This window comes from Oleiharenicola lentus (assembly GCF_004118375.1).
Taxonomy (GTDB): domain Bacteria; phylum Verrucomicrobiota; class Verrucomicrobiia; order Opitutales; family Opitutaceae; genus Lacunisphaera; species Lacunisphaera lenta.
Genome location: NZ_SDHX01000002.1, coordinates 789,365 through 815,247, shown reverse-complemented (window position 1 = coordinate 815,247; position 25,883 = coordinate 789,365). Strand labels below are relative to the sequence as shown.

At 66.9% G+C, this 25,883-nt stretch carries 17 protein-coding genes; 11 read left to right on the top strand and 6 right to left on the bottom strand.

Annotation, left to right across the window (positions count from 1 at the left end):
- Positions 1-245: 245 nt before the first annotated feature.
- Positions 246-2,324, top strand: coding sequence for a recombinase (locus ESB00_RS17210; RefSeq protein ID WP_129049051.1), 2,079 nt, complete (start codon positions 246-248; stop codon positions 2,322-2,324).
- A 55-nt stretch (positions 2,325-2,379) separates the two neighbouring features.
- On the opposite strand, the gene ESB00_RS17205 is transcribed toward ESB00_RS17210, so the two are convergent.
- Positions 2,380-3,045, bottom strand: coding sequence for a hypothetical protein (locus ESB00_RS17205; RefSeq protein ID WP_129049049.1), 666 nt, complete (start codon positions 3,043-3,045; stop codon positions 2,380-2,382).
- 266 nt (positions 3,046-3,311) lie between these two features.
- On the opposite strand from ESB00_RS17205, the gene ESB00_RS17200 reads away from it, so the two are divergent.
- Positions 3,312-4,076, top strand: a complete 765-nt coding sequence (locus ESB00_RS17200; RefSeq protein ID WP_129049046.1) for a TrmH family RNA methyltransferase — start codon at positions 3,312-3,314, stop codon at positions 4,074-4,076.
- A gap of 147 nt (positions 4,077-4,223) precedes the next feature.
- Here the strand turns inward: ESB00_RS17200 and ESB00_RS17195 are convergent, their stop codons facing one another.
- Entirely contained in the window at positions 4,224-5,084 is an 861-nt protein-coding gene (locus tag ESB00_RS17195) for a class I SAM-dependent methyltransferase (RefSeq protein WP_164976281.1), read from the bottom strand.
- A 131-nt stretch (positions 5,085-5,215) separates the two neighbouring features.
- Between ESB00_RS17195 and ESB00_RS17190 the strand changes: the two genes are divergently transcribed.
- The 7 genes from ESB00_RS17190 (at position 5,216) to ESB00_RS17160 (ending at position 15,649) form a co-directional block, all read left to right on the top strand.
- Positions 5,216-6,181 carry a DUF481 domain-containing protein gene (locus tag ESB00_RS17190; protein WP_164976280.1) on the top strand — a complete coding sequence of 322 codons (966 nt, stop codon included), beginning with the start codon at positions 5,216-5,218 and terminating at the stop codon, positions 6,179-6,181.
- 165 nt (positions 6,182-6,346) lie between these two features.
- Positions 6,347-7,495 carry an NAD(P)/FAD-dependent oxidoreductase gene (locus ESB00_RS17185; RefSeq protein WP_129049039.1) on the top strand — a complete coding sequence of 383 codons (1,149 nt, stop codon included), beginning with the start codon at positions 6,347-6,349 and terminating at the stop codon, positions 7,493-7,495.
- A gap of 303 nt (positions 7,496-7,798) precedes the next feature.
- Entirely contained in the window at positions 7,799-8,848 is a 1,050-nt protein-coding gene (locus tag ESB00_RS17180; RefSeq protein ID WP_129049037.1) for a 3-deoxy-D-arabino-heptulosonate 7-phosphate synthase, read from the top strand.
- A 93-nt stretch (positions 8,849-8,941) separates the two neighbouring features.
- Positions 8,942-10,018, top strand: a complete 1,077-nt coding sequence (gene pheA / locus ESB00_RS17175) for a prephenate dehydratase (RefSeq protein ID WP_129049035.1) — start codon at positions 8,942-8,944, stop codon at positions 10,016-10,018.
- A gap of 359 nt (positions 10,019-10,377) precedes the next feature.
- Positions 10,378-11,850 carry a glycogen synthase GlgA gene (gene glgA / locus ESB00_RS17170; RefSeq protein WP_129049032.1) on the top strand — a complete coding sequence of 491 codons (1,473 nt, stop codon included), beginning with the start codon at positions 10,378-10,380 and terminating at the stop codon, positions 11,848-11,850.
- Between the two features lie 453 nt (positions 11,851-12,303).
- Positions 12,304-14,007 carry a DUF1800 domain-containing protein gene (locus ESB00_RS17165; RefSeq protein ID WP_129049030.1) on the top strand — a complete coding sequence of 568 codons (1,704 nt, stop codon included), beginning with the start codon at positions 12,304-12,306 and terminating at the stop codon, positions 14,005-14,007.
- Positions 14,008-14,014: 7 nt separating this feature from the next.
- Positions 14,015-15,649 (top strand): DUF1501 domain-containing protein, encoded by a 1,635-nt coding sequence (locus ESB00_RS17160; RefSeq protein ID WP_129049028.1) that lies wholly within the window; start codon positions 14,015-14,017, stop codon positions 15,647-15,649.
- Positions 15,650-15,711: 62 nt separating this feature from the next.
- On the opposite strand, the gene ESB00_RS17155 is transcribed toward ESB00_RS17160, so the two are convergent.
- Positions 15,712-16,563 carry an FHA domain-containing protein gene (locus ESB00_RS17155; protein WP_129049025.1) on the bottom strand — a complete coding sequence of 284 codons (852 nt, stop codon included), beginning with the start codon at positions 16,561-16,563 and terminating at the stop codon, positions 15,712-15,714.
- 7 nt (positions 16,564-16,570) lie between these two features.
- Complete coding sequence (locus ESB00_RS17150) at positions 16,571-18,367, bottom strand: PEGA domain-containing protein (RefSeq protein WP_129049022.1); 1,797 nt, start codon at positions 18,365-18,367, stop codon at positions 16,571-16,573.
- Positions 18,368-18,469: 102 nt separating this feature from the next.
- On the opposite strand from ESB00_RS17150, the gene ESB00_RS17145 reads away from it, so the two are divergent.
- Positions 18,470-20,737, top strand: coding sequence for a bifunctional serine/threonine-protein kinase/formylglycine-generating enzyme family protein (locus ESB00_RS17145; protein ID WP_129049020.1), 2,268 nt, complete (start codon positions 18,470-18,472; stop codon positions 20,735-20,737).
- 131 nt (positions 20,738-20,868) lie between these two features.
- Here ESB00_RS17145 and ESB00_RS17140 read toward each other — a convergent pair whose 3' ends face one another.
- The gene (locus tag ESB00_RS17140) at positions 20,869-21,306 is read right to left on the bottom strand and encodes a hypothetical protein (RefSeq protein WP_129049017.1); all 438 of its coding nucleotides are present in this window, start codon (positions 21,304-21,306) and stop codon (positions 20,869-20,871) included.
- Positions 21,307-21,435: 129 nt separating this feature from the next.
- Here ESB00_RS17140 and ESB00_RS17135 point away from each other — a divergent pair, with 129 nt between their 5' ends.
- Complete coding sequence (locus ESB00_RS17135; protein WP_129049015.1) at positions 21,436-22,998, top strand: hypothetical protein; 1,563 nt, start codon at positions 21,436-21,438, stop codon at positions 22,996-22,998.
- A 314-nt stretch (positions 22,999-23,312) separates the two neighbouring features.
- Here the strand turns inward: ESB00_RS17135 and ESB00_RS17130 are convergent, their stop codons facing one another.
- Positions 23,313-25,868, bottom strand: coding sequence for a sodium-translocating pyrophosphatase (locus ESB00_RS17130; protein ID WP_129049013.1), 2,556 nt, complete (start codon positions 25,866-25,868; stop codon positions 23,313-23,315).
- Positions 25,869-25,883: the final 15 nt, after the last annotated feature.

The following is a 25,883-nucleotide window of genomic DNA, read 5'->3' as shown; positions in this document are numbered from 1 at the left end:
CTGAGGCCACAATCCGTGGGTGAAAGGATTAAGCAGGCCGTGAGCGCGCCGCATTTTTTGCTGCGCACCGTTTGCGGCGCGCCGGACGCGACCATGAGTCGCGATCATAAGTCGGCCAGTGCCCGCGCGGGCGTTTGACCGTGGCCGTCGCGAGGACTTGAACGAAGGCTCCGCGAAGCCGCACCGCTGGAGAGGGCGGAGGCGTTTTGCTTCCCGCGGATGACCCACCCACCCAACCACCCGCCATGTCTCATTCCCATCACCCCAAGGTTCATGTCTCGAACGGTCTGCAGGACTTCATCGCCATTTCCCGTTACGCCCGCTACGTCCCCGAGAAACGCCGCCGTGAAACCTGGACCGAGGCGGTGCATCGCGTGCGCGACATGCATCTCGCGCATTACGCCGACCGGCCGCTGGCCAACGCTCTGGCCGATACGGTGGCAGCCGGCGAGATCACGTCCGCGCAGACCGCCGCGCTTGGCGGGCACCGCACGCTGCACGCGGCGATCCGTGCGGCCTTCGCGGCCGTGCAGGCGCGCGAGATCCTGCCTTCGATGCGCTCGCTGCAGTTCGGCGGCGAGGCCATCCTCAGCAAGCACGCCCGCATCTACAACTGCGCCTTCACCTACCTCGACCGGCTCGAGGCCTTCCGCGAGGCGTTTTACCTGCTGCTCTGCGGCTGTGGCGTGGGTTTCTCCGTGCAGCAGCGGCATGTCTCGCGGTTGCCGGCCCTGGCGCCGCGCCGCGAGGGCGAGGCGGCGGTGCGCCATGTCATCGCCGACACCATCGAGGGCTGGGGCGATGCCCTGCATGTGCTGATGGAAAACGCCGTGGCCGGCCGCGGCGTGGATTTTGACTACTCGCACATCCGCCCCGAGGGCGCGCCCCTGCGCACCACGGGCGGCAAGGCGCCCGGACCCGAACCGCTGTTCCATTCGCTCACGCGGATTGACCGCATCCTGCGCGGCGCGGCCGGCCGGCGTCTGAAGACCGTCGAGGCCTACGACATCCTCTGCTGGGCCGCCAAGGCCGTGCTCTCCGGCGGGGTGCGCCGCTCGGCCACGATCTGCCTCTTCTCGGTGGACGACGCCGACATGGCTGCGGCAAAGACCGGCAACTGGCTCGCCGAAAATCCCCAACGCGTGGCCAGCAACAATTCCGCCGTCGTCGTGCGCGCCACGGCCACGCGCGAGCAGTTCCAGAAGCTATTCGAGCAGCAAAAGGAGTTCGGCGAACCGGGTTTCTATTTCGTGGAGGACGAGGACTACGGCGCGAACCCCTGCGTCGAGATCGGCCTGCACCCGCGCGTGAAGCTGGACAAGCCCGCCATCGCGCGTCTGCGCGAGCTCGGGCACACCGGCCCGCTCGTGGAAGGCGACGTGCTCACCGGCGTGCAGTTTTGCAACCTGGCGACCGTCTCTGCCGCGGCTGCGGAAAACCGGACGGCCTTCCACCGGCTCTGTGCGCTGGCGTCGCTCATCGGCACGCTGCAGGCAGGCTACACCGATTTCAAATACCTGTCGCCGGTCTCGCAGCTCATCACCGAGCGCGAGGCGCTGCTGGGGATTTCCCTTTGCGGCATCCTCGACCGACCCGAGTTGCTGCTCGACGCCGCCGAACTGCGGGCCGGGGCGGACGTGGTGAAGGGTATCAACGCCGTCATCGCCCGCGCGTTGGGGATCAATCCCGCGGCGCGCACGACCTGCGTGAAGCCCGAGGGCACGGCCAGCCTGCTGTTGGGCACCAGCAGCGGTCTGCATCCGCACCACGCGCGGCGCTACTTCCGCCGCGTGCAGGTCAACGTCCACGATCCGGTTTACCGGCATTTCCGCCGGGCCAACCCGCACATGGTCGAGCCCAGCGTCTATGACCTCAACGGCCGCACGGAAGTGATCACGTTTCCCGTGGAGGGACCGGTGTTCGGCGTCTATCGCGACGAGTTGTCCGCCACGAAGCACCTGCACTACATCCGCCTCGTGCAGGAAAACTGGGTGCAGGCCGGCCGGCGCCACGAGGAGCATTCGCCCGGGCTGCATCACAACGTGTCCTGCACGGTCTCGGTAAAGCCCGACGAGTGGCCCGCCGTCGCCGACTACATCTGGAACCACCGGCACAATTTCACCGGCGTGGCGATGTTCCAGGACTGTGGCGACAAGGTCTATGCCCAGGCCCCGCGCGAGGGCGTGGCGACCCCGGAGGACATCGAGAAGTGGAACCGCCTCGGCTACGTGCCGGTGGACTTCACGACCCTTGAGGAGTCCGAGGACATCACCGAGCTGAAACAGGTCGCGGCCTGCGCAGGTGGGGCGTGCGAGCTGGTATGATGGCTCTTTCGGGCCAGCCCGTGGTGCTCCGCGCGGAATCAGGGGCGTGCGGAACTTACGTCCACTGGGTCCGTGAAAACAGGCGCTTGAGCCAAAGCTTGGGGCCGGGCGGCGAAGCAAATTGGGTGCGCGACTGCGCAAACACATACCACAGCATCATGCTTGCCACGAGCATCTCGCCCAGGTCTTCGATCATGCCCACCACGAAGAAGATCGCTTCACCCACGTGCCGTTCGATCGCGACATGGCCCACATCCACCAAGACCCCGAGGAAAACGAGCATCAGCACCATGACGAAGAGTGTTTGAGAGAATTTTCGGAAGGTCGTCGGTCCCTTGTGGTAGGTCCACCCCAACGGGATCAGCAGCAGCAAGGCGGCGGTCGCGGCGATGATCATTTCGCCGTAGTCTTGGAGCCGCAGGTTCAGGATGGGGATCAAATCGAAATTGGCTGTCACCCGGCCCGCGAAGCGCTCGCGAATGCGCACGGCGTCATCGATCAGAAAATAGGCGAAGACGGATGCCCACGACAGGTAAGGCCACGCCGCCCGTCTGAAGGAATGAAGCGTCAGGATCATTCCGGCCCAGAGATATTTCAAGTATTGGTAGATTTCCGGGTAACCGCGATCCAGCCCGATGTCGAATCGCGGATCGCCCAGCAGGGCGGTGTGTTCGTTCACCACATGGAGCGTGCCGAAGGTCGCATCGCCAAAGATGAGCATGATCAACAATCGTCTGGCCGTGCGGTGTCCGACGGGGCCGTCGGCTGGTTCCAGATTCATGGCCGTTGACAGGAGGGGGCGGTTTCGGGGCCGGAGTGTGGTCGTTTCTTCGGTCGGGAGGTCGTGTGCATCGGCGCACTCTGCATACGGTCAGGCGCCCTGATGTCCATCGGTTATCCGAGATAAGGTCCGAAAGGACCGGCGCTGCGCCGGGGAAGCACTGTCGTTGACCCTTCAGTGAACTGACCCCACGCTGCGGCCGGTTCATGAAAGCTCCCATCGCTCCCAAGCAAAAAGAAATCAACATCTGCGGCTGGCAGGCGGTCTCGACGTTGTTCGCGCGCCATCCGACGGAGGTGCGGCGGCTGTTTTTTGACGCCCCCACCGGGAAGCGCGCGGGTGAGATGTGCCGGCTGCTGGCGCAGAACCGGAAAGTTTACCGCCAAGTCGAGCCGGCGGAGTTGGAGAAGATCGCCGGCACCGTCCACCACGGCGGCATCGTGGCGGTGATCGGAGAGCGTCCGCTCAAGAAGGTCACGCGCGAGGTGCTGGCCGGCTGGGCGAAGGATCGGGCCCCGCTGCTGCTGCTCGACCGCGTGAGCAACGCCAACAACGTCGGCGCCATCGTGCGCACGGCGGCGTTCTTCGGGGTGAAGGCGGTCATCGTGGCCGACCATCCGCAGCAGGCGTTGCCCGGCGAGGCGGCCCATCGCGTGGCGGAGGGCGGCATGGAGTTTGTAGAGTTCTACCGCGTGCCGGCGCTGCCGGAGTTCTGCGCGGAGCTGAAGCGCACGCATTTCCTGCTCGGCACGAGCCTGAGCGGCAACCAGCTCTCGCCCGCGCAGGTGAAGGAGCGCGGGCTGCCGCGTCCGCCGGCGATCATCCTCGGCAACGAGGAAAAGGGCATCGCCCCCGCCTTGGCCGCGCAGTGTGACCGGTTGCTGAAGATCCCCGGAGCCGACACGGTCGAGTCGCTGAATGTGTCGGCGGCGGCGGCGGTGTTGTGCTGGGAGTTTGTGGGGAAGCGGTGAGGTGGTTTCTTGGGCTCAGCTCCAGCTGAGCCGTTCCTCGCGACCTGTTTGATGTTCGCGGCCCAGCTGGAGCTGGGCCCTCCACCGGCCGGTGCGGAGACCGGCCTTCCCAAGCCTGCGGGGAGCGCAGGTTCCACCCCGAGCCTGTTACTTGCCGAACAGCTTGCCGAGCAGGCCGCCGGATTTGGCGGCGGGCTTGGCTGGCCCGGGCTCGGCCTGCGCATTCATCTCCGGCACGCCGAGGATCGGTTCGTAGTGGCCGGCCTTCTTGTAGAGCATGACGACGTCCTGCATGCCCCAGGCTTCCTCGAGGTAGGCGCGCATGATGACATCGGGGTAGCGTTGCAGGGTGCGCATGACCCACTCGGGCGAGGAGAGGGCGAGGCCGTAGTCCTCCTCGGCGTTGCTCTCGAAGTAGCGCTGGTAGGCAAAGCCGGTGCGGGCGAACTCCTCGAGCAGGGCGGGCTTGTCGATGTTTTCGGCGACGTTGCGCCGGCCGCGGGCCAGCAGGCTGGAGACGGTGCGGCCCTGGGTGGTGAAGACGATGACGCCGCACTCCTTGGTCCACTTCACGAGGCAGTCCAGCGTGGCCAGCCAGCGGTCGTGACGCAGGTGGGTGACGAGCGAGCCGACCCAGATCAGGTCGAACTGGTTCTGGAAAGGCAGGCGGTGCAGATCCACCTCGGAGTAAACCGGCTTGGCGCCGAACTGTTGCGCGCAGAAATCCACGCCGTCGCGCTCGAGATCGCAGGCGGTGATGTTGGCGTAATGGTAGTGCGCCCGCAGCCAGCGCAGCACGCGCCCGTGGCCGCAGGGCAGGTCGAGGATGTTGGGGTAATGGGGCTTGTCGCAGAGTTCGGCGGAGAAGTGGATCAGCTCCAGTGCCCGGCGCCCGAGGTCGAAATACTGCTCGGTCAGCACGGCGTCGGCGTCCTTGGCCAGCATGCCGTCGCGCGGGGCGAGGGTGCGGTCCACGGCGAGTTGCGAAAAATCGTAGAGGGGTTTCATGCGACGGAGCGCCCGCATCAAGGCGGCCGGCACGTTCTGCGTCAATCGCCGGAACGAAATCGTCGGTTGTGAGTCAAATTCGCCGAAATCCGGGGTTCCCGGCCGCACCAACTTTTGCTAGGATGAAATCCATGACCGCTTTTCCCTTCGCCCGAATCGCCTCCCTGATCCTCCTTCTGACGGCAGCAATCGCCGGGCGGGCCGAGGTTTGGACGCTGGCCAACGGCGACCGGCTGACCGGCACGGTGATCAGCGAGGACAGTGTGTTTATCGAGGTGCAGCATCCGCAGCTCGGCCGGCTGAAAGTGCCGCGTTCGGCGTTGAAGGCTGATCCCGCCACGAAGCCGGAAGGCGTGGCGGACAAACCCGTGGCCAAGACCGAGGCTTCGACCGCCGTGAAACCGACCGTGCCCAAGTGGAAGCGGCAGGTCGAGGTGGGGTTCTCCCAGCAGTCCGGCGCCAAGGAGAAGCAGGACTTGTCGGCCCGCTTCCAGATCGACGGCAAGGAGGGCAAGAACACGTTCCGTGGCACGGCCAAGCTGCTGGAGACCGAGGCCGACAGCAAGACGGTGACCGACCGCCGCGAGGCCGATTTTCGCTGGCGCTATGACATCAACAAGCGGCTCTTCGCCCAGGCACTGACCACTTATGCCGAGGACGGCGTGCGCAAGATCGACCTCAGCCTGGAGCAACAGGTGGGCGGCGGTTACCGGGTGGTGGACGGCAAGCGGCACAAGGCCAACGTCGGCCTGGGCGCGGTGTTGCAGTATCTCGACCGGGAGGAGGCCAAACCCGAAACGGCGCTGCTGGGCTCTTTCTTCCAGGATTACGCCTACGAACTCAACAGCCGGGTCAAGCTCACCCAGGAGTCGAGTTTGATGATCTCCGACAAAGGGGCGCTCGGCGTGCGCAGCACGGTGGCGAACGCGCCCGCCGAGGGCAGCTACCGCGTTAAGTTCAACAGCGGGCTGCAGAGCAAGGTTACCGACAAGATGTCGCTCAACCTGCGCTTTGAATACGACTATGACCGTTCGGTCATTGATGCCAACCTCCGCGCCGACCAGCGCCTGACGACCTCGCTCGGTTACATCTGGTGAGGCTGGAATGTGGGCGGTGAGCTGGCTCACGCCACGCAGGCCAACGGAGAGTCGCCAGCCTCTCGACAGGCTCGAGGCCCTGAACTTGTCGAACGGGCGAGCCGGCCGCCCACGCGGCGGAACAATCCGCTGGCGGGCATCGTCGGGCTGCGCACACTCGCCCGCATGAACACGCCGATCTGGGATGACCGCGACTGGCGCCCCTTGCCGAAGCTCACCGGCCCGCAGCGCGCCGATGTCTGCGTGATTGGCCTGGGGGCCTCGGGTCTGGCGGCGGTGGAGGAGCTGGTGTCCCAGGACGTGGCGGTGGTCGGGCTCGATGCGTTTTCGGTGGGCGCGGGCGCGGCGGGACGCAACGGCGGCTTCGTGCTCGCGGGGCTGGCGAAGTTTTTCAACGAGACGGTGGCGCAGTTTGGCGAGGAGGCCGCGCGCACCCTCTACCGCCTGACGGCCGGGGAAATCGAACGGCAGGCCGAAGACATGCCCGCCATCGTGCGCGTGACCGGTTCTCTGCGCATCGCCGCGGATGCGGACGAAAAGGCCGACTGCGCCAAGCACCTCGCGGCGCTGCGCTACTGCGGTTTCGCCGCCGAGCCCTACGCCGGACCCGAGGGCGAGGGGCTGCTGCTCCCCACGGATGGCGTCATCCAACCGCTGCACCGGGTGCGCGCCGTGGCGCAGCGCCTGCGCCAGCGCGAGGTGCGGCTTTACGAGGATTCTGCCGTGCGGAAAATCGTGCCGGGCTCCGTCGTGACCGACAAGGGCACGGTCTATTGCGATTCGGTGATCGTGGCGGTGGACGGCCGGTTGGAACAGGTGCTGCCCGAACTGGCCGGCCGGGTGCGCACGGCACGCCTGCAGATGCTCGCGACCGCCCCGGCGCCGGAGGCGGACTTTCCGCGGCCGGTTTACTACCGGCAGGGTTATGAATACTGGCAGCAGCTGCCCGACCGGAGCATCGCGTTGGGCGGGTTCCGCGATCACGCGCTGGGCGAGGAATGGACGGCGGACGATTTTCCCACCGAGCGCATCCAGGCCTTGCAGGAGAAGTTTCTCCGCCAACACCTCAAAGTCCGCGCCCCGATCACGCATCGGTGGGCCGCCTCGGTCGGCTATACGCCCGACGGTTTGCCGATCCTGGAAGAAGTCCGCCCGAAGATCTGGGCCGTGGGCGGCTACAACGGCACGGGCAACATCGTCGGTGTGCTCGGCGCTCGCGCGGCAGCGCGGCTGGCCTGCGGGCAGACTTCGGCCTGGGCCGGAGCGCTGGCGAAAGCCCGCGAGCATGCGCGGCGGGCGGGGCGTGAATTTTAGAGGGCGAATCCCTTTGGGAGGGCCCAGCTCCAGCTGGGCCGCGGCACATCGGGAGACGTGCCCTCCAGCATTGACAGCGAGCCTTCGGCCGGGCTCTGTCATTGGCCAATGAACCGGTTCGCCGCCAACTTTAGCTTTACGTTTGCGGGTTACTTTACCCCGCAGAACCACGGCGGCTTGTCCCGGCGCAACGTCTGAACCCAATCCCAGACCTTCCCGACCCACCGCCGCCCGCCCGGGCGGCTTTTTTATTTTCCGCTCCACCCCTCCCGCAACCTTCGCTATCCAGCCTCATCCCCCGCCATGATCCTCCCGAAGAACAACCGCCTCACTGAACCCGAAGTCGATCAGCTCCGCGCCATCGTCGGTGAGTTCGGCTGCCGCATCCAGCCCATCGTCGGCGATGTGCGCACCATCTACGCCATCGTCGGCGACGAGCGGCACGAGCTGATGATCAACCGGCTTGAGGGCCTCGAGTTCGTGGACCGAGTGGACACGATCCAGTCGCCGCACAAGCTGATGGACATCAAGTCCGACCTGGCGCGGCACCGGGTGAAGGTCGGAGGCGTCACGCTCGGCCAGGATCTGCTCATCATGGCGGGTCACTGCACGATCGACCCGAAGAACCCCAACCTCTTCTACGAGACTGCCGCGGCCGTGAAGGAGGCCGGTGCGCACGCCATCCGCGGTGGCGTGTGGAAGCCCCGCACCAACCCCTACGCCTTCCAGGGTGACAACAAGTCGCTCGACATCCTCATGGAGGGCTCGCGCCGCACCGGCCTGCCGGTGGACACCGAGGTGATGGACGAGGAGCAGTTGAAGCTCGCCCTCGCCGCCGGCGTGCAGGTGCTGCAGATCGGCGCCCGCAACGCCCTCAACTATTCGCTCCTCCGCCAGGTCGGCGCCGCCATCGCGGGCAAACCCGTCGCCGTCCTCCTGAAGCGCGGCATGCACACCGGCACGCTCAACGAGTTCATCTCCGCCGCCGAATACATCGTCAATTTCGGCAACCCCAACGTCATCCTTTGCCCGCGCGGCACGCAGCCCGGCCTCGATGGCTACCGCAACCACCCCGACGAATCCATCACGCCGCTGCTCAAGGAGCGCACCTGGGCGCCCGTCGTCGTCGATCCCTCGCACTCGGTCGGCAAGGCCCACTATGTGCCGGCCTGTGCGCTCGCGGCCGTGGCCTATGGCGCCGACGGCCTCTGCATCGAGGCCCATGTCGAGCCGTCCCGCGGGCTCGGCGACGACCCGAAGCAGGCCGTCACGCCCGCCGTGCTTGCGGGGTTGATTAAGGACGCCAAGGCGCTCCATGCTGCCCGCCGCTCCCCACGCACCGCCACCCTGTAGGTCCGGTCTCCGACCGGACTCCCTCCGCCAACTTTCCATCTCTCCCATCTGCCGGTCATAGACCGGCCCTACTTTTCGCTCCGTCGCCCAGTCATGAAGAAGGAACTCGCCCAGATTCGCACCGAGATCGACGCCATCGACCAAAAGGTCGTGCGGCTCCTCAACACGCGCCTGAAGTGCGCCCAGAAGATCGGCGAACTGAAGCGCGGCGCCAAGTCCCGCATCTACGTCGCCGAGCGCGAGGCCGACGTCCTTCGCCGCGTGGCCGCCGCCAACACCGGCCCGCTCAAGCCCGCCGCCCTCCAGGCCATCTACCGCGAGATCATGTCGGCCGCCATCTCGCTCGAGAAGCCGATGTGCGTCGCCTACCTCGGGCCCGAGGCGACCAACACCCACGCCGCCGCCCTCCGCAAGTTCGGTTCCAGCGTGGACTACCGGCCGATGGCGACCATCGCCGACATCTTCACCGCCGTCGAAAAGGGCGAGGCCGACTACGGCGTCGTGCCGGTGGAAAATTCCACCGAGGGCTCCGTGCGCGACTCGCTCGACCTCTTCGTCGAGACCCCCCTCAAGATCGTCGCCGAGCTGCACCAGGAAATTGAGCACACGCTCCTCTCGAACGAGCCGCTGGCGAAGATCAAGAAGGTCTATTCCAAGGACCAGGCTCTCGCCCAGTGCCGCCGCTGGCTGCAGCGCCATTTGCCGCATGCGCAGCTCGTGGACGTGGACAGCACGGCCTACGGCGTGCAGATCGCCGCCAAGGAGAAGGGCGCCGCCGCCATCGCCCCGCGTCTGGCGGGCGAGCGTTACGGCGTGCCGGTTGCCGCCACGCACATCCAGGATCTCAAGACCAACACCTCGCGCTTCGTCTTCCTCGGCCGCGAGGCCTCGGGCTCGGCCGGCAGCGGCCACGACAAGACGAGCCTGCTGGTGTCGCTGCACCACGAGCCCGGCGCACTGCTGCACGCGCTCGCGCCCTTCAACCGCCGCAAGCTCAACCTCACGCGCATCGAGTCGCGTCCGAGCAAGCTGAAGCCGTGGGACTACATCTTCTTCCTCGACGTCACCGGCCACTACGACGACCCGGCGATGCAGGCGGCCCTCAAGGAGCTCAGCAAGAAGTGCCCGCTGGTGAAGTGGCTGGGGAGCTATCCCGTGGCGCGGAAGTGATCAGGTGGAACCTGCCGTGGTGGGGGGCCGGTCTCCGCACCGGCCAAGGTTGAAGAGCGGTCGGTGCGGAGACCGACCCTCCAGCTTTCGATCGCATGGCACGCGTGTAGCCGCATGGGAGCGCCGCGACAAGGTGGTGGCGCTCGCGACCCCACTTTCATCCCGCCAAGCCGGGATTCAAGCGCTGCTGCGGACCCAAGCATCTGACCCCGGACCGTCCTCAGCCAGGCCGGCTGCAACTTCACGCAACCGTTACGGAAGCGTGACTTGGTTGTCGCGTGACCGATGGTCCCGCCTCCACCTGACCCGGGCCAATTTAGACTCGTCCATGCCGCCCGCTTCCGGTTTTCTTTTGCACCGTGGTTTCCCTGAAAATCCTCTTTGTCACTCCCGAGGTTGAGCCGTTCGTGAAGGTCGGCGGTTTGGCCGACATGGTGGGCGCGCTGCCCAAGGATCTGGCTGCCCTCGGCCACGATGTGCGCGTGATCTGTCCGGCTTATGGCTCGGTGAAGCGGGTGGGAGAGTGGCAGGCGTTGCCCGATCCGCTCGGGGTGGACGTGGGTGGGGCGGCGCAGTGGGCGCGCACCTGGCAAACCGTGCTGCCGGGCTCGGCGGTGCCGGCGTATTTCCTGGAGAACCACGACCACTTCGCCCGGCCCGAGGTCTATACCGGCCCCTGGGGCGCGCACGCCGACAACGACCTGCGCTTCGCTTTTCTCTGTCGCGGCGCCCTGGCCCTGTGCGAGCAGCTCGGCTGGCACCCCGATGTCATCCACTGTCACGATTGGACGACCGGCCTGCTGCCCGTGATGCTCAATTCCACCCTGCGTGACACCCCGCTCGGGCGTGCCGCGACGGTCTTCACCATTCACAACCTTGAGCACCAAGGCTGGGTGCCGGAGCGCGTCGTCAATTTTGCGCGGCTTCCGTGGAGCGAGATGGCCCGCGACGGCATCACGTCCAACGGCATGGTGAACCTGATGAAGGCGGGGCTCTATCACTCGACCAAGCTCTCCACCGTGAGCCCGACCTACGCCGGCGAGATCAAGACGCCCGAGGGCGGCTTCGGGCTCGACGGTGTGCTGCGTTACCGGGCCGGCGACCTCGTGGGCATTCTCAACGGCATCGACGACACCTCGTGGGACCCGGCGCGAGACCGCTTCCTGCCCGCGCACTACTCGGCCGCCGATCTGCGCGGCAAGGCCGCGTGCAAGGCCCGGCTGCAGGAGCGCTTCGGGCTCGAGGTGCGCCCCGAGTTGCCGGTATTCGGCGTCGTCTCGCGGCTCGCGTCGCAGAAGGGCCTCGACCTGCTGGCCGACGCCATGGCCGGCATCATGGAGAAGATGGCCGTGCAGTTTGTGCTCCTGGGCAACGGTGACGCCCGGCTCGAAAACGACTTCAACTGGGCCGCCGGCGCCTATCGCGGGCGCTTCGGCGCGCACATCGGCTTCGACGGCGCGCTGGCGCGGCTGATCCAGGCCGGCAGCGATTTCTTCGTGATGCCCAGCCGCTCCGAGCCCTGCGGCCTTACGCAGATGTATGCGATGCGCTACGGCACGCCGCCCATCGTGCGCGCCACCGGCGGCCTGGTGGACACGGTCGAGAACTTCAACGAAGGCTGGCCGGATGGCACGGGTTTCGTGTTCCGCGACGCCAGTGTCGAGGCGCTCACCAACACCATCGGCTGGGCCTGTGCGACGTGGTATGATCGCCGCGCCGAATACGCCGGCCTCCAGCAGCGCGGCATGGCCAAGGATTTTTCCTGGCGCGCCAGCGCCGGCCACTACGTGCAGCTCTACCGCTGGGCGATTTCCGCCCGCCTCGGCAGCTGAATCGCGTAGCAACGTTGGAGCGCAGTCCCTCGACAGGCTCGGGACCCCTTCGGCGGCTGCTCAGGGCCTGAGCTTGTCGAACGGCTTGAGCTCGTCGAAACGGCGATAACGTGGTCCGTCCTCCGCCACGCTTTCATCCCGCGGGGGCCGGACTCAAGCGCAACCACCTTTAGCCCGCATATCTCGCACCCAGAGGTGAGAAATATGCGCCTTGTCGGGCCGACCTTGTCGGGGTTTACCGCGACGTAGTCGCTTTTGCCGAAGGCAAAATGGATATTTCTGATTCAACGTCTTTCATTGGGGTGAAATATCCGGGTCAGGTCGGCATTGGCCTGGAGCCGGGGTGTCCTCCCCCCGGGATCGCCCTCGAGATGGACGCTGCAGGTCGGAGGCGCGGAACAATTTTGACCACTTCTTGGCATCAGCGGCCTCGACCTTCCGAAAAATTGGGCCATGCTGGCGACTGTCACCCTCGTCACCGTGCGCTTCGTATCCCGTTTGGTTTGGCTGCTGATTTGCACTCCCTTGCTCGCCCAGACCGTGTCGCCCGACACCACGCTGAGCGCCGATGAGCAGGCCTCCCGTTTCCTCGCGCAGGCCACGTTCGGTCCCACCACCGAGGCGATCGCCGAGCTGCGCGATCTTGGTTACAACTACAGCGCCTGGATTGACCGCGAGGTGGCCAAGCCCGCGACCTTCGCCGTGCCGGTGGTCACGGGCGCCCTTGCCGCCGGGCAGATCACCTCGATCGGCAATGCCCAGAACCGCCGCGCCCGCAACCAGGTGATGATTTCCGGCAACGACCAGCTCCGGCAGCGCGTGGCCTATGCGCTCAGCCAGATTTTCGTCATCTCCGACAACGTCTCCACCATCAGCAACGCCGCGGAGGGTTCCAGCAGCTATTACGACATGTTGCTGCGGGGCTGCTTCGGCTCGTTCCGCGACCTGCTCATGGATGTCACGCGGCACCCGATGATGGGGCGTTACCTTTCGCACTACCGCAACCGCAAGGCCAACGCCACCACCGGCACCCGCCCCGACGAGAACTACGCGCGGGAGTGCATGCAGCTTTTCAGCATCGGCCTGTATGTGCTCAACCCCGACGGCACCTACGTGACCGCGGCGGGCGGCCGCCCGGTCGAGGCGTACACCAACGAGCAGATCACGGAGTTCGCGCGGGTCTTCACCGGCTTCACCGATGAGGACAACAATCCCAACTCCGTGGGCACCGGCACGGGGCGCGTCGATTTCCCGCGGGTCAGCCCGGCCAACTACACGCAGCCGATGGAGATGTGGGAGCTGCAGCACGACACCGGGGCCAAGACCCTGCTCAGCTACCCGGGCGTGCGCAAAGCCACCCTCCCCGCCGGGCAGACCGGCCTCCAGGATGTGGGCGACGCGATCGACAACCTCGTGGAGCATTCCAACACCGGGCCCTTCATCGGCCGCCTGCTCATCCAGCGGCTGGTCACCTCGAATCCCTCCGACGCCTACGTGGGCCGCGTGGCGGCGGCCTTTGCCAACAACGGCCGCGGCCAGCGCGGCGACATGGTGGCGGTGATCAAGGCCATCCTGCTCGACGCCGAGGCGCGCAACCTCTCGTTCCTCACCGATCCCGAGCACGGCAAGCTCCGCGAACCCTTCCTGCGCGTCACGCACCTGCTCCGCGCCTGCCGCTACAAGCTCTCGGGCACGGTGCTGCCCTACGACTTCGGCTCCTCGATCTCGGAGAACACGCTCGGGCAGTTCCCGCTGTCGTCGCCGTCGGTCTTCAATTTCTACCTGCCCGACTACCAGCCCGCCGGGCCGATCGGCGACGCCGGGCTCTTCGCGCCCGAGTTCCAGATCCTGAACTCCGTGTTCGGCATCACCACGCCGAACAACCTCTACAACCTCATCCACACCACCGCCGGCGGCTTCTCGCTCGACCTCGCGCCGCAGGCGGCGATTGCGGACAACGCCGGTTCCCTCGTGGACAACCTCGACCTGCTGCTGACCCACGGCACGCTCAGCACCGCGAGCCGCGAGAAGATCCTCACCGCCGTCAACGGCATCACCCCCGCGATGGTGCCTTCCGGGAGCACGCTGCAGCTGACCCGGGCCCGGATGGCAGCCTACCTCATCGTGATCTCCCCCGACTTTGCCGTGTTGAAGTGACCCCGCCATGAGCTCCTCTTCCCGCCCTCTCACGCGTCGCGAGTTCATCGGCCAGGCCAGCTGTGCCGGTGTCGGCTCGACGGCGCTGATGTCCACCTTGATCACGCTGCGCCTCGCCAACTCCCTTGCGGCGCAGAGCACCGGCACCGGCGGCGACTACCGGGCGCTGGTGTGCCTGTTCCTCGCCGGCGGCAACGACTCCTTCAACATGCTGGTGCCCACCACCAGCGGCGAATACGAAGCCTACGCCAAGGTCCGCGGCAACCTCGCCATCGCGAAGGAAACCCTGCTCTCCATCACCCCCGGGAATCTCGGCGGCCGCACGCTCGGCATCCATCCGTCGATGACGGAGGTGCGCGACCTCTTCACCACCGGACGCCTGGCCTTCGTGTCAAATGTCGGCTCGCTGGTCCGCCCGACGACGCTCGCCGACGTGAAGGCCGGCCGTAACCTGCCGCTCTCGCTCTATTCGCACGCCGACCAGATCAAGCAGTGGCAGACCTGCATCCCCGACCAGCGGACCGCCATCGGCTGGGGCGGCCGTGCGGCGGATATCATCCGTTCGCTCAACGGCCCGAGTTTGGTCTCGATGAACATCTCCCTTTCCGGGCAGAACGTGTTCCTCACCGGCCAGCAGGCCTTCACCTACTCGGTGGGTTCCTCCGGCGCCACGGCGCTCAGCGGCTACAGCCCGACCGCTACCAACAACCTGACGGCCACCCGATCCAAGGGCGTGCAGAACCTCGTGGACCAGAGCTACCGCAACCTGCTCGAGCAGACCTACGCCGACAGCACGCGCGACGCGATCGACTCCTACTACGACTTCTCCGCCGCCGTCGGCACCAGTACGCTGACCACGCCGATTCCCACCGGCAATTCCCTCGCCAACAACCTGGCCATGATCGCCCGCATCATCGCGGCCAACGGCCGCCTCGGCGCGCGCCGGCAGATCTTCTTCGTCCAACTCGGTGGCTGGGATCATCACGACGAGGTCGTCGAGAACCAGCTGACCATGTTGCGCACCGTCAGCCAGGCCGTTGGCTTCTTCAATGCGGCGCTCAACGAGACCGGCTACGCGGACCGGGTCACGCTCTTCACCGCCTCCGATTTCGGGCGCACGCTCACCTCCAACGGCAACGGCTCCGACCACGCCTGGGGTGGCAACCATCTCGTCATGGGCGGCGCCGTCGGCGGCGGGAAGGTCTATGGCGACGCTGCGGCCGGCCATTACCCCGACCTGCAGAACCTCGCGGCGATCGACACGGGTCAGGGCCGCTTGATCCCCGGCGTCTCGGTGGACGAATACGCGCGCGACTTGCTGACGTGGTTCGGCGTCACCGCCGGCGACATGGACTACGTGCTCCCGGCCTTCAGCAGCCGCTTCGGCGGCCGGCCCTCGCTCGGGCTTTTTTCCAGCCCGGCCACCGCGCCCACGACCCCGTCCACGCCGACGCCGCCAACCACACCCTCGACCCCGTCAACGCCGTCCGCGCCCTCCACGCCTTCCTCGGGTGGCGGTGGCGGCGGCGGCGCCGCGAGCCCGCTTTTCCTCGGTGCCCTCGGCGCGCTCGCCTTGGCGCGGCTGCGCCAGAAGCGGCAGGAGCGCCTCAATGCTGAGCAGGCGGCCAAGCCGCAGACCTGAATGCGGTCCGGAGCAAGCCACCACGCTTTCATCCCGCGACGGGATTCAGGCGCGGCTACGGGTCAGGCCTCCAAACTGTAGAAGCCGTGGGTGCCTTCGTAGTCGGTGACGGCGTGGCGGCCGAGGTTGCGGGCGGTCTCGGTTAGGGCGAGGGATTCGGCGGCGGCCTCACTGAGCACGCACGTCGAGCCCAGCGGCTTCGTGGACTTCTCGATGCGGAAGAGGTAGATCACGTCGGAGCCGGCGAGGTTCTCGCCCTGCAGGCCGCCGCTGATGCGGACGTTGCCGAAATGGAGCAGAATGCGGAAGGGGCGCGGGCTGGAGGGTTGGAGCGCGACGAGCTCGCGCATCGCGGTGGCGACCTTGGCGTACGGGTGCTTGTCGTGCCGCCAGTAGGCAAAGACGGCGTCACCGAGGTAGGCGTTGATCGTGCAGCCGGCGCGCACGAGAATGGGGCGCACCTGCTCGAGCCATTTCTTGAAATCCTCGGTCGCGGCCTCGGCGCCGACTTTCTGCGTGTGGGAGGTGAAACCGATGATGTCGAGCATCAGCAGCCAGCACTTGCCCGAGTGGATCATGACGGAGGTCGCGCCGGCGTCGGCCGAGCCGCCCGAGCCCTGCTGGCAGCGGTAAACGAGCACGACGTCGCCCAGCTCGATCTTGTCGCCGTCGCGCAGCCGGACGGTCTGCTCGAGGCGGAGGCCGTTGTGGTAGGTGCCATTGGTGCTGCGGAGGTCCGCCAGGAGGTGGCCGCCACCGGGGCCGGGCTGGACCATGGCGTGGCTGCGGGAGATGCCGGGCAAGTCCAGCACATGCGTGTTGCTTGCGCCGCGGCCGAGCGTGCTGACGCCCTTGTCCAGCCACAGCATGCGGCCGTCGGCCATCTCCAGCCAAGCTTGGGGCAGGGGCGTCATTGCGGTCTTACTTGATCCGCAACCGCCAGAGGTTGTAGGCGCCGCCGCGGTTGGAGAGGAAATAGACGGTGTCGGGGTCGGTCGGCGACCAGGCGGGCATGATGTCGTCGGAGCCGTTGGCGGTGAGCTGCTGGATCTGCGAACCGTCGGCGTTCATCACGTAGATGTTGTTGTTGCGTCGGCCCTGGTCGTCCACGTCGCGGTCGGAAACGAAGAGGATGCGGACGGGGTTGGTGTAGCTGGCGACAGGGTTGAAGCAGTTGGCGTTGAGGAAGGAGTCGTCGGAGATGATGGCGGTCTCGAGGCGGCCGTCGGGCTCGACGGAGTAGATCTGCTTCTTGCCGTTGGACTGGTCGGGGCGGGTGAAGAAGATCTTGGTGGGTTCGCGGTGGCTGACCTCGTCGGCCGTGATCTGGAACTGCGTGGGCAGGGCGCCGTCGATCTTGACCGTGCTGAGCTGGGGCTGGGCGAGCGGGTAGTTGGGCTCGATGGAAAGGTAGACGACCTCGCGGTTGCTGTCGGTGTAGGTGGGCGAGTAGTTGAAGCGCTGGTCGTTGGTGATGCGCGAGACGCCTCCGGAGGTGCGGTTGTCGCTGAAGCCGATGCGGAAGACGTCGGGCTTGTTCAGGTCGCCGCGGTTGGACTGGAAGACGAGGATGTTGCTCGAGTCGGGTGCGATGATGGGCGCGGAGTCGAAGTAGCGCTTGTTGTTGTCGATGAGGCGGGCGACGCCACCGCCGTCATCCTCGACGCGCTTGAGGAAGAGGCCGGAGAAGAACTTGCCGGCGTCATCCTGCGCGGTGAGGGCGAGGATGGCGGACTGGCCGTCGGGCGTGATGGCGTAGCCGTTGAGGGCCTGGAGCGGGGCGGTGGGGTTCTGGTCGCGGCGGGTGAAACGGGTGAGGCGAGAAAGGCCGGTGATGTCGGCGCCGCGCTCGCTGCTGTCGAGCGTGCCGATGCGGGCGGACTGGTCCACGGCAAGCTTGGCGCCGGTGGCGGTCATCTCGATCGCCGGGGCGTAGAGCGCGACGAGCACCTCGGTGACGGGCTTGAGGGTGAGGGCGACATTGTCGAACCCGTCGTGCTTCAGCTCGGTTTCGACGGGCTGGTAGATGGTGGGGATCTCAGCCTTCAGCTTGAAGACCGGCCAGGGCTTGGTCTTGTCGGCGCGGGTAAAGGTGACCGGCACCTTCTGCGGGGCGGCGCCGATCTCGCGGTCGCCAAGGGTGATGATGGCCTCGACCGGGGCGTTGTCGGGGGTCTTGGCGCTGACGAGGAACGTCCGTTCGATGCGCAGCTGGGCGAGGGTGACGGGGGCGGGCGCGGGCTTGTCCTCGGTCAGGCGCAGCGACTCGGTCTGGTAGTCGGCCTTGGCGATCGTCACGAGCTGCGACTGCCAGGGGGAGTTCTTGTCGGTGCGGATGAAGGTGACGGTCTTGGTGAAGGGCGTGGTGCCGGCGGCCTTGCCGTCGATGGTGACGGTGGCGCCCTCCACGTTGGACTTGATGGACACCTCGCGGTCGAGGGTGAGCGGGGAAAGTGCGACCGTGATCTCCTTGAGCTTCTGTTTGGTCGAGTAGGAGGCGGTCTCCGTCTGGAAGCCGGATTTCTGCACGACGATGGTGTAGGGCTCGTCGCGGCGCTTGAGGTCGAACTTGGCGGGCGCCGGCAGGGACTTGCCCTCGATGGTCACCATGGCGCCGTCGGGGGTGCTGCGGACCCAGAATTCGACGGCCGAGACCGTCAGGTGGCTGAACAGGATCCCCGCCAGGACCAGGACACAGCGGACGTAGGAGCGCGTCATAGTGCCCAGACTTAAGCCCTTCCGTCGGAGCAGGGTCAACACCGGGATTGGTTTCTGACTGGATAAAATCCCGCCGGGCGCGTTGTATGCTTTGCCCCCACCATGGACGAGCCGATTGAAAGGACCGTGTTCACCCCGCGCAGCCAGGCCGCCGTGCCGAGCGAAGTATTCAACGCCGGCGATGTGGTGGGCCAATACAAGATCGAGAAAGTGCTCGGCGCGGGCGGCATGGGCGTGGTTTATCTCGCCCAGCACATCGCGCTGAAGAAGAAGTTCGCGATCAAGGTGCTGCCGGCGAAGCTCGCGCAGGAGGCGTCGTTCGTGTCGCGCTTCAAGCGCGAGGCCGAGATGGTGGCCCGCCTCAAGGACCCGCATGTGGTGAACGTCACCGACTTCGGCGAGAGCCAGGGGAAACTCTACCTCGTGCTCGAGTATGTGGACGGCGGCTCGCTCGAGGACTGGTTCAAGCTTCATGCGGCCAAGGAAAAGGGCGCGCCCGCCGCCGATGTCGCCCGCATCATGGGCCAGATTCTCCAGGGTCTCTCGCATGCGCACAAGGCCGGCATCATCCACCGCGACCTCAAGCCCGCCAACGTGCTGATGGAGAAGACCGGCGAGGCGAAGATTTCCGACTTCGGCCTGGCGCGTGTCGCCGCCGAGGAGGAATACAAGAAGGCCGGCGGCACGGCCTCGCCCTTCCAGGGGGACAGCGTGTCCACGACCGGCGCCATCGTCGGCACGATCGACTTCATGTCGCCCGAGGCGCGCAACATGCGGCCGTCCGACGCGCGTTCCGACATCTACGCGGTCGGCATCATGACCTATTACCTGCTGACCGGGAAGAAGCCGCACGGTCTGGCGCAGGCGGCCTCTCGGCTCGTGCCCGGCCTCGACCCGAAGTGGGACAAGTTCATGGCCACCTGTCTCGCGGAGGACCCGGCCAACCGCTATCAGACGGCCGCCGCCGCGCTCGAGGCGCTGCAACTCATTTCCGGCAAACCCGTCCGCAAGAGCGGGCCGCTCGTGCCGGTCATCGCCGCCGTGCTCGTGGCGGTGGGCGGCTTCGCCGCGTGGAAGTTTCTGGGCACGTCGGAGCCGGCCCCGCTCGTGGCGACCCCAATCCAGGCGGTGGCCAAGTCCGAGCCCGCCGCGACCGCGCCGACGCCGGCCGGGCCTATTCAGGCGACCCCGCAAGCGCCGACTGCTCCGCAGTCCCGCAAGCTCGCGCTCACCGGTCTGCCCGCCGGCGCCCAGGTGATTTATCGCACGCGCACCCAGACCGCCAACGCCAGTGGCCGTGTGGTCATCGAGGGGCCGGTCGGAACATTTGCCATCAAGGTCCGGGCCACGGGTTACCTCGACTGGGAAGGCGAGGTCGGCCTCGACCCGGAGGCCGCCGAGGACACCGTGCCCCTTGAACTCGTGCCGCCGCATCCGGTGCGCTTCACCGGCCTGCCCGCCAACGCCAAGATCAGCGTGAACAACGACACCCTCGCCGTGGATGCATCCGGCGCGGCCACGTTTGAGCTGCGGCCCGGTCGCCTCACCGTCACGGCCACGGCCCCGCGCTACAAGGACTTTGCCCAGGAGGTGGAAATCCAGCAGTCCACGCAGTCGGTGCCCCTCGCGATGGAAAAAATTCCGCCCCCGCCCGAGGTGGTTGTGGATTTCGGCGGCGGCGTGCTGGTGAAGTTCAAGTGGATCCCGCCCGGCTCCTTCAGCTACGGCAGCAAGACCGGCGAGCCCGGCTTGCAGCGCTCCGACCTCCCTTCCACCCACGCGGAGATCACCGCCGGCTTCTATCTCGCCGAATACGAGACGACCCAGCAGCAGCACCAGGCGCTCGTCGGCCGCAACCCGAGCAGCAGCCGCGCGCTCGGCGACGTCACCCGTCCGGTCGAGCAGATCGCCTGGCGCGACATCACCGGCGGTGGCGGCTCGCTGGAAAAGCTCAACGCCCTGCTCAAGCAGCAGAAACTGGAATACGTTGCCGACCTCCCGACCGAGATCGAGTGGGAATACGCCTGCCGGGCCGGCACGGCCACCAGCTTCAACGACGGGCGCAATTTCTCGGCCAACGATGATCCCGGTCTCGCCGGGCTCGCCCACTACATGCGCGGGGCCGGCCTCACTGCGCCTTCGCCGGTCGGCAAGCTCAAGGCCAACGCCTGGGGGCTCTATGACATGCATGGCAACGTCGCCGAATGGACTTACAACGCCAAGAATCCTCGCGATGTCGTGCTGCGCGGCGGCCACTTCAAGGTCGGTGCCGTCCACTGCCGCTCCGCCTCCCGCATTGAGGTGCAGGCCTCCGGCCGTGCGCTCGACTACATGGGTTACCGCCTCGTGCTGCGTCCGCTGGAGCATTGAGGGGTAGAGGCGGGCGTGGATTCGCTCTCTGGATTCTTCGCTGCGCTCAGCATGACACGTTTGGGATGACGTTTACTAATCTGCCACTCTGAGTGTGGCGAAGAATCCAGAGGAAGACCGGAGCGGGTGTCTCAATACTTGTCCATCACCTGCCACATGATCCAGCTGAGCCCGAGGCTGAAGATGACGAGCCCGGCCAGGCCGAACACCAGGGTGATCACGCTGATGCCGCTGAAATAGACTCCGCCGATGATGGCGAGGTTGCCGCCGACGAGGATCAGCCAGAAATCGCGCTTCCGGCGCGACTTCACCTTCTTGATCTCCACCTCGTTCAGACCGTGTTCGTCCGCGGCCTGCCGGTTCTGTTCCAGCACCTTGTAAACGTCATTCGGGTCATCCGCCTTGGCCCGGCCGGTGCGCTGGCCGGGGTTGTGGTGATGGCCGGCAAGTTTCGCGAGGTCCTTGGCCGTCGGCATCGCCTCGCCGCCGGTCGCGGGCGCGTTGTCGCGTTTGAAGTCGCGTTCCTTGAAGCCGTAAACCTTGCGGGGCGGATCGGGTTCGTCGGGCATGGGCGGGAGTAAAGGGAAAACCCGGCGGAACACACGGCGGAAAATCCGGCCCAGTCGCTGCAATTTTCCTGGGGCCGTGTAACCAGAATCGTTTCGACGGAGACGCGGCAAGCGGTTTGGCTTCTCGGCATGGCAGATGACCGCACGCAGAACCGGGGTTGTGGCTACGTGATGTTTGCCGTGCTGCTGCTGGGCGGTGGCGGCCTGCTCAGCCTGGCGGCGACCCAGCTGCGACGGTTCGGCCACCGGCCGGTGCCGGAGGTGCTGGTGCCGGCGATCCTCGGCCTCCTGATGGTCGTGGGCGCGTTCTTCATGTGGCGGCTGGCGCGGCGGTATTCGCGGGAGATCGCCGCGACGACGGAACGCAAGGCGCAGTTCCCGGACCAGCCGTGGAAATGGAAGCAGGAGTGGGCGGGGCCCGCCATCGAGGCCGATGCGGAAGCGGGCACGGTGGTGATCTGGTTCTTCGCCCTGGTCTGGAATCTGATCAGCTGGACCGCGACCGCCGCCATGCTCACCAAGGGCATCGGCAAGCCCGGCGAATACTTTGTGCTGCTGTTTCCGGCGGTCGGCCTGCTGCTCCTGTGGGTGGCCATCTACCAGACCATGCGCGCGCGCAAATACGGCCGCGCACGCTTCGTGCCCTCGTCGCTGCCCGGCGTGATCGGCGGCTACCTCGGCGGCGTGATCGAGGTGCCGGCGCGGGTGATTCCCGAGGCCGATGCCCGGCTCACGCTGAAGTGCATCCGCCGCGAGGTGCGCGGCAGCGGGAAGAACCGGAGCGTGCGCGAGAACGTCCTCTGGGAGCGCGAGGAGCTCATCGCCCGCGACAAGTGGATGGCCGCGGCGCGCGGCACCAGCATCCCGGTGCTTTTCTACATTCCGGCCGGCCAGCCGCCAACGGACGATCGCGACCGCAACAACGAGATCATCTGGCGCCTGGCCGCTTCGGCTGCGACCGCGGGCGTGGATTTTGCGACCGGTTTCAAGGTGCCGGTCTTCGCGACCGGCGCGCCCGCGCCGCCCCCGGCGGCCGGCGCGCCCGTGTTGGAGGAATACACGCCCGTGGCGCTCGACGGCGCCGCGCTGGCCGCCTGCGGCGTGCGCCGCGAGGGCGACACGTTTCACTTCAGCTCCGGCCATCTGCCCGGGACGAAGCTCACGACCGCGGTGCTCTTCCTCGGGATCGTCGCGTTGCTCGCGTGGTTCTGGACGCAGCGCATCCCGGCGCCGGTGTGGGGTATCACGCTGTTCTTTGGCGCGATCATTGCGCTCTTCGCCGGCAGCGTGTGGTTCGACGCCTACGAAGTGCGGATCGAGGCCGCGGACGTGGTCGTGACGAAGCGCCGGCCCTGGGGCACGAAGGTCGAGCGGGTGGCACGGGCCGAGGTCGTGGCGGTGCGCCACGACAAATCCATGTCGTCGGGCGAGAACCAGTATCTGCGCCTGAAGCTGGAGGGCGCGCCGGCGGCCCCGGGCGAACCCGGGGCGGAGGAGCCGTTCCTCGTGCGCAAGATCCGCGAGAAGGCCGAGGCGAAGGCGAAGGAGACCGGCAAGCCGCTGCCGCCCGAGTTCGTCGCCCAACTCTCGAACCGGCCGAAGTTCTCGATCGAGTTCGCCAAGCACATCCCCGGCCAGACGAAGGCCGAGGCCATCGGTGCACTGGTCCTGGCGGCGATCCGCGGAAAGTAAGGCGGCGTGGAGGGTCGGTCTCCGCACCCACCGGCTTTGGGCGGAGGCTCCGCGTCCCGGCGGACCGTGGATATGGACGGACCACCTTGTCGCCGTTTCGACAAGCTCAAGCCGTTCGACAAGCTCAGGCCCTGAGCAGCCGCCGAAGGGGTCCCGAGCCTGTCGAGGGACTGCGCTCCCAGGCGGCTACTGGCAGCAAGCCCGCGCGGAGCGCGGGCTCCACCTGCCGGCCCGTCGGGACGAGGGCCCTCCCGCTCACAGCAGCGAGAAGGTGGTCCATGGCTGGCCGGGGTGGAGACCGGCCAGCCCGCGGCTCAGCCGAACTGTTGTTCCATTTCCTTCATCTCCTTCGTCTCGCGCTTGCTCTGCCAGATGGACCACGCGATCGCCGCGATGCAGGCCACCACGACAAGCACGCCGACGACCCGGCCGCCGGGGCCGGCGGATGGATCGATGACGTTGAACTTCATGACCAGGCCGAGCGTGATGAGGCTGACCATGTTCATCACCTTGATGAGAGGATTGATCGCCGGGCCGGCGGTGTCCTTGAGCGGGTCGCCCACGGTGTCGCCGGTCACGGCGGCCTTGTGGGCCTCCGAGCCCTTGCCGCCGTAGTTGCCGTCCTCGATAAACTTCTTGGCGTTGTCCCACGCGCCGCCGGCGTTGGCCATAAAGACGGCGAGCAGCTGGCCCGTCAGGATCATGCCGGCGAGGAAGCCGCCGAGCGCCTGCGTGCCGAGGAGGAAGCCGACGAGCAGCGGGGTGAGGATCGCAAGGAAGCCGGGACCGACGAGCTCCTTCTGCGCCGTCGAGGTGCAGATGTCCACGACGCGGCCGTAGTCGGGCTTCTTGGTGCCCGCCCAGATGGCCTGGTCGCGGAACTGGGCGCGGCACTCCTTCACGATGAGGAAGGCGGCGCGGCCCACGGCGCGGATAAGCATCGAGCTGAAGAGGAACGGCACGGCGCCGCCGATGAGGAAGCCGATGAACACCATCGGGTGCGCGACGGTGAGTTTGCCGGCCTCGGCGAGGTATTGTTCGGTCGTGAGCTGCGAGATCTTGTCCTCGCTGCCGACGGCGATGACGGCGATAAACGACGAGAACAGCGACACCGCGGCGATGACGGCGGAGCCGATCGCGATGCCCTTGGTCTCGGCCTTGGTGGTGTTGCCCACGGCGTCGAGGTCGGCGAGGATCTGGCGGGCGCGGCGGTAGGAGCCTTTTTCGGCCTTCTCCATCGCCTCGGGGTCGTAGCCCATCTCGCCGATGCCGTTGGCGTTGTCCGCGACCGGCCCGAACACGTCCATCGAGATCGTGTTGCCGGTGAGCGTGAGCATGCCGATGCCGGTCATGGCCACGCCATAGGCAACGAAGAGCGGCGGCGTGCCGATGTAGCAGAGGTAGGAGAGAAGGATGGCGCCGGCGATGACCAGCACGGTGGCGACGGTGCTCTCGTAGCCGACGGCGAAACCCTGGATGATGTTGGTCGCGTGGCCGGTCTGGCAGCTCTTGGCCAGGCCCTTGACCGGCGCGTGGGTCGTGTGGGTGAAGTAGCTCGTGACCTTGTTCAGCGCGATGGCGAGCATTACGCCGATGAAGCAGGTGAGCACGGGGCGCAGGTCGGTGTCGCCAAGGCCGAAGGTGGCCCAGAGCGGCAGCGCCTGCGGGTCGCCGCCCGGGAAGCCGGCGCGGGCCATGGGGTTGGCTGCAAGGTAGGCGGCGTCGAATTTCAGATAGAACGCGCCGAGGATGAAGAAGCCCACGACGGAGATGATCGAGCCGATCCAGAAACCGTTGTGCACGGATTTCAGCGCCGTGTCGGAGGTGTCCCTGGGGCCGGCCTTCACCGTGTAGGTGGAGATGATGGATCCGAGCACGCCGATGCCGCGGACGAGGAGCGGGAAGATGACGCCCTTGTGGCCGAAGGTCGCGAGGCCGAGGATCATGGCCGCCACGATGGTGACCTCGTAGGACTCGAAGATGTCCGCGGCCATGCCGGCGCAGTCGCCGACGTTGTCGCCGACGTTGTCCGCGATGGTGGCGGCGTTGCGCGGGTCGTCCTCGGGGATGTTTTTCTCGATCTTGCCCACGAGGTCGGCGCCGACGTCGGCGGCCTTGGTGTAGATGCCGCCGCCCACGCGCATGAAGAGCGCGAGGAGGGTGCCGCCAAAGCCGAAGCCGAGGAGGGCCTCGTAGGCCTGTTCGCCGTAGGCGAGGAAGATGAGCGTGCCGCCGAGGAGGCCGAGGCCGTCGGTGAGCATGCCGGTGACCGTGCCGGTGCGGTAGCCCAGCTGCATGGCCTCGCCGTAGGAGCGGCGGGCGGCGGCGGCGACGCGGAGGTTGCCGATGGTCGCGAGGCGCATGCCCACGAAGCCCACGGCCCAGCTGAAGAGCGAGCCGATGAGGAACGCGCCGGCGCGGCCGAGCTTGAAGGCGGTCTCGTCGCTCGGGGTCGTGAAGTAGAGCACCAGGGTGATGAGGATGATGAGCGGCCCGATCTTGCGGAACTGGGCGGCGAGGTAGGCGTTGGCGCCCTCGCGCACGGCGGCGGCGATGGCCTGCATGCGCGGCGTGCCCTGGTCGGCGGCGTTCACCTGCTTGGCCAGCATCCATGCGTAGAGCAGGCCGGCGATGGCGATCACCAGCACGACGATCAGCGAGATGATCTCCAGCCGGCTGTAGCGCGGATCGGTGAAGAGGCCAAACATCCGGAACCCGGGCTCCGCCGGCCCGGCCGTTGCGGCGGCCTCACCGGACTGCCCGCAGAGCGGACCGGCAAGGGCCGCAGCCAGGAATCCGGCCGCGAGCAGGAACAGGGTGGAGTTCGCGAACCGGCGTTGGCGAAACAGTTGGTTGAACAGCGCGCGCATGGGGGGAGGGTTGGG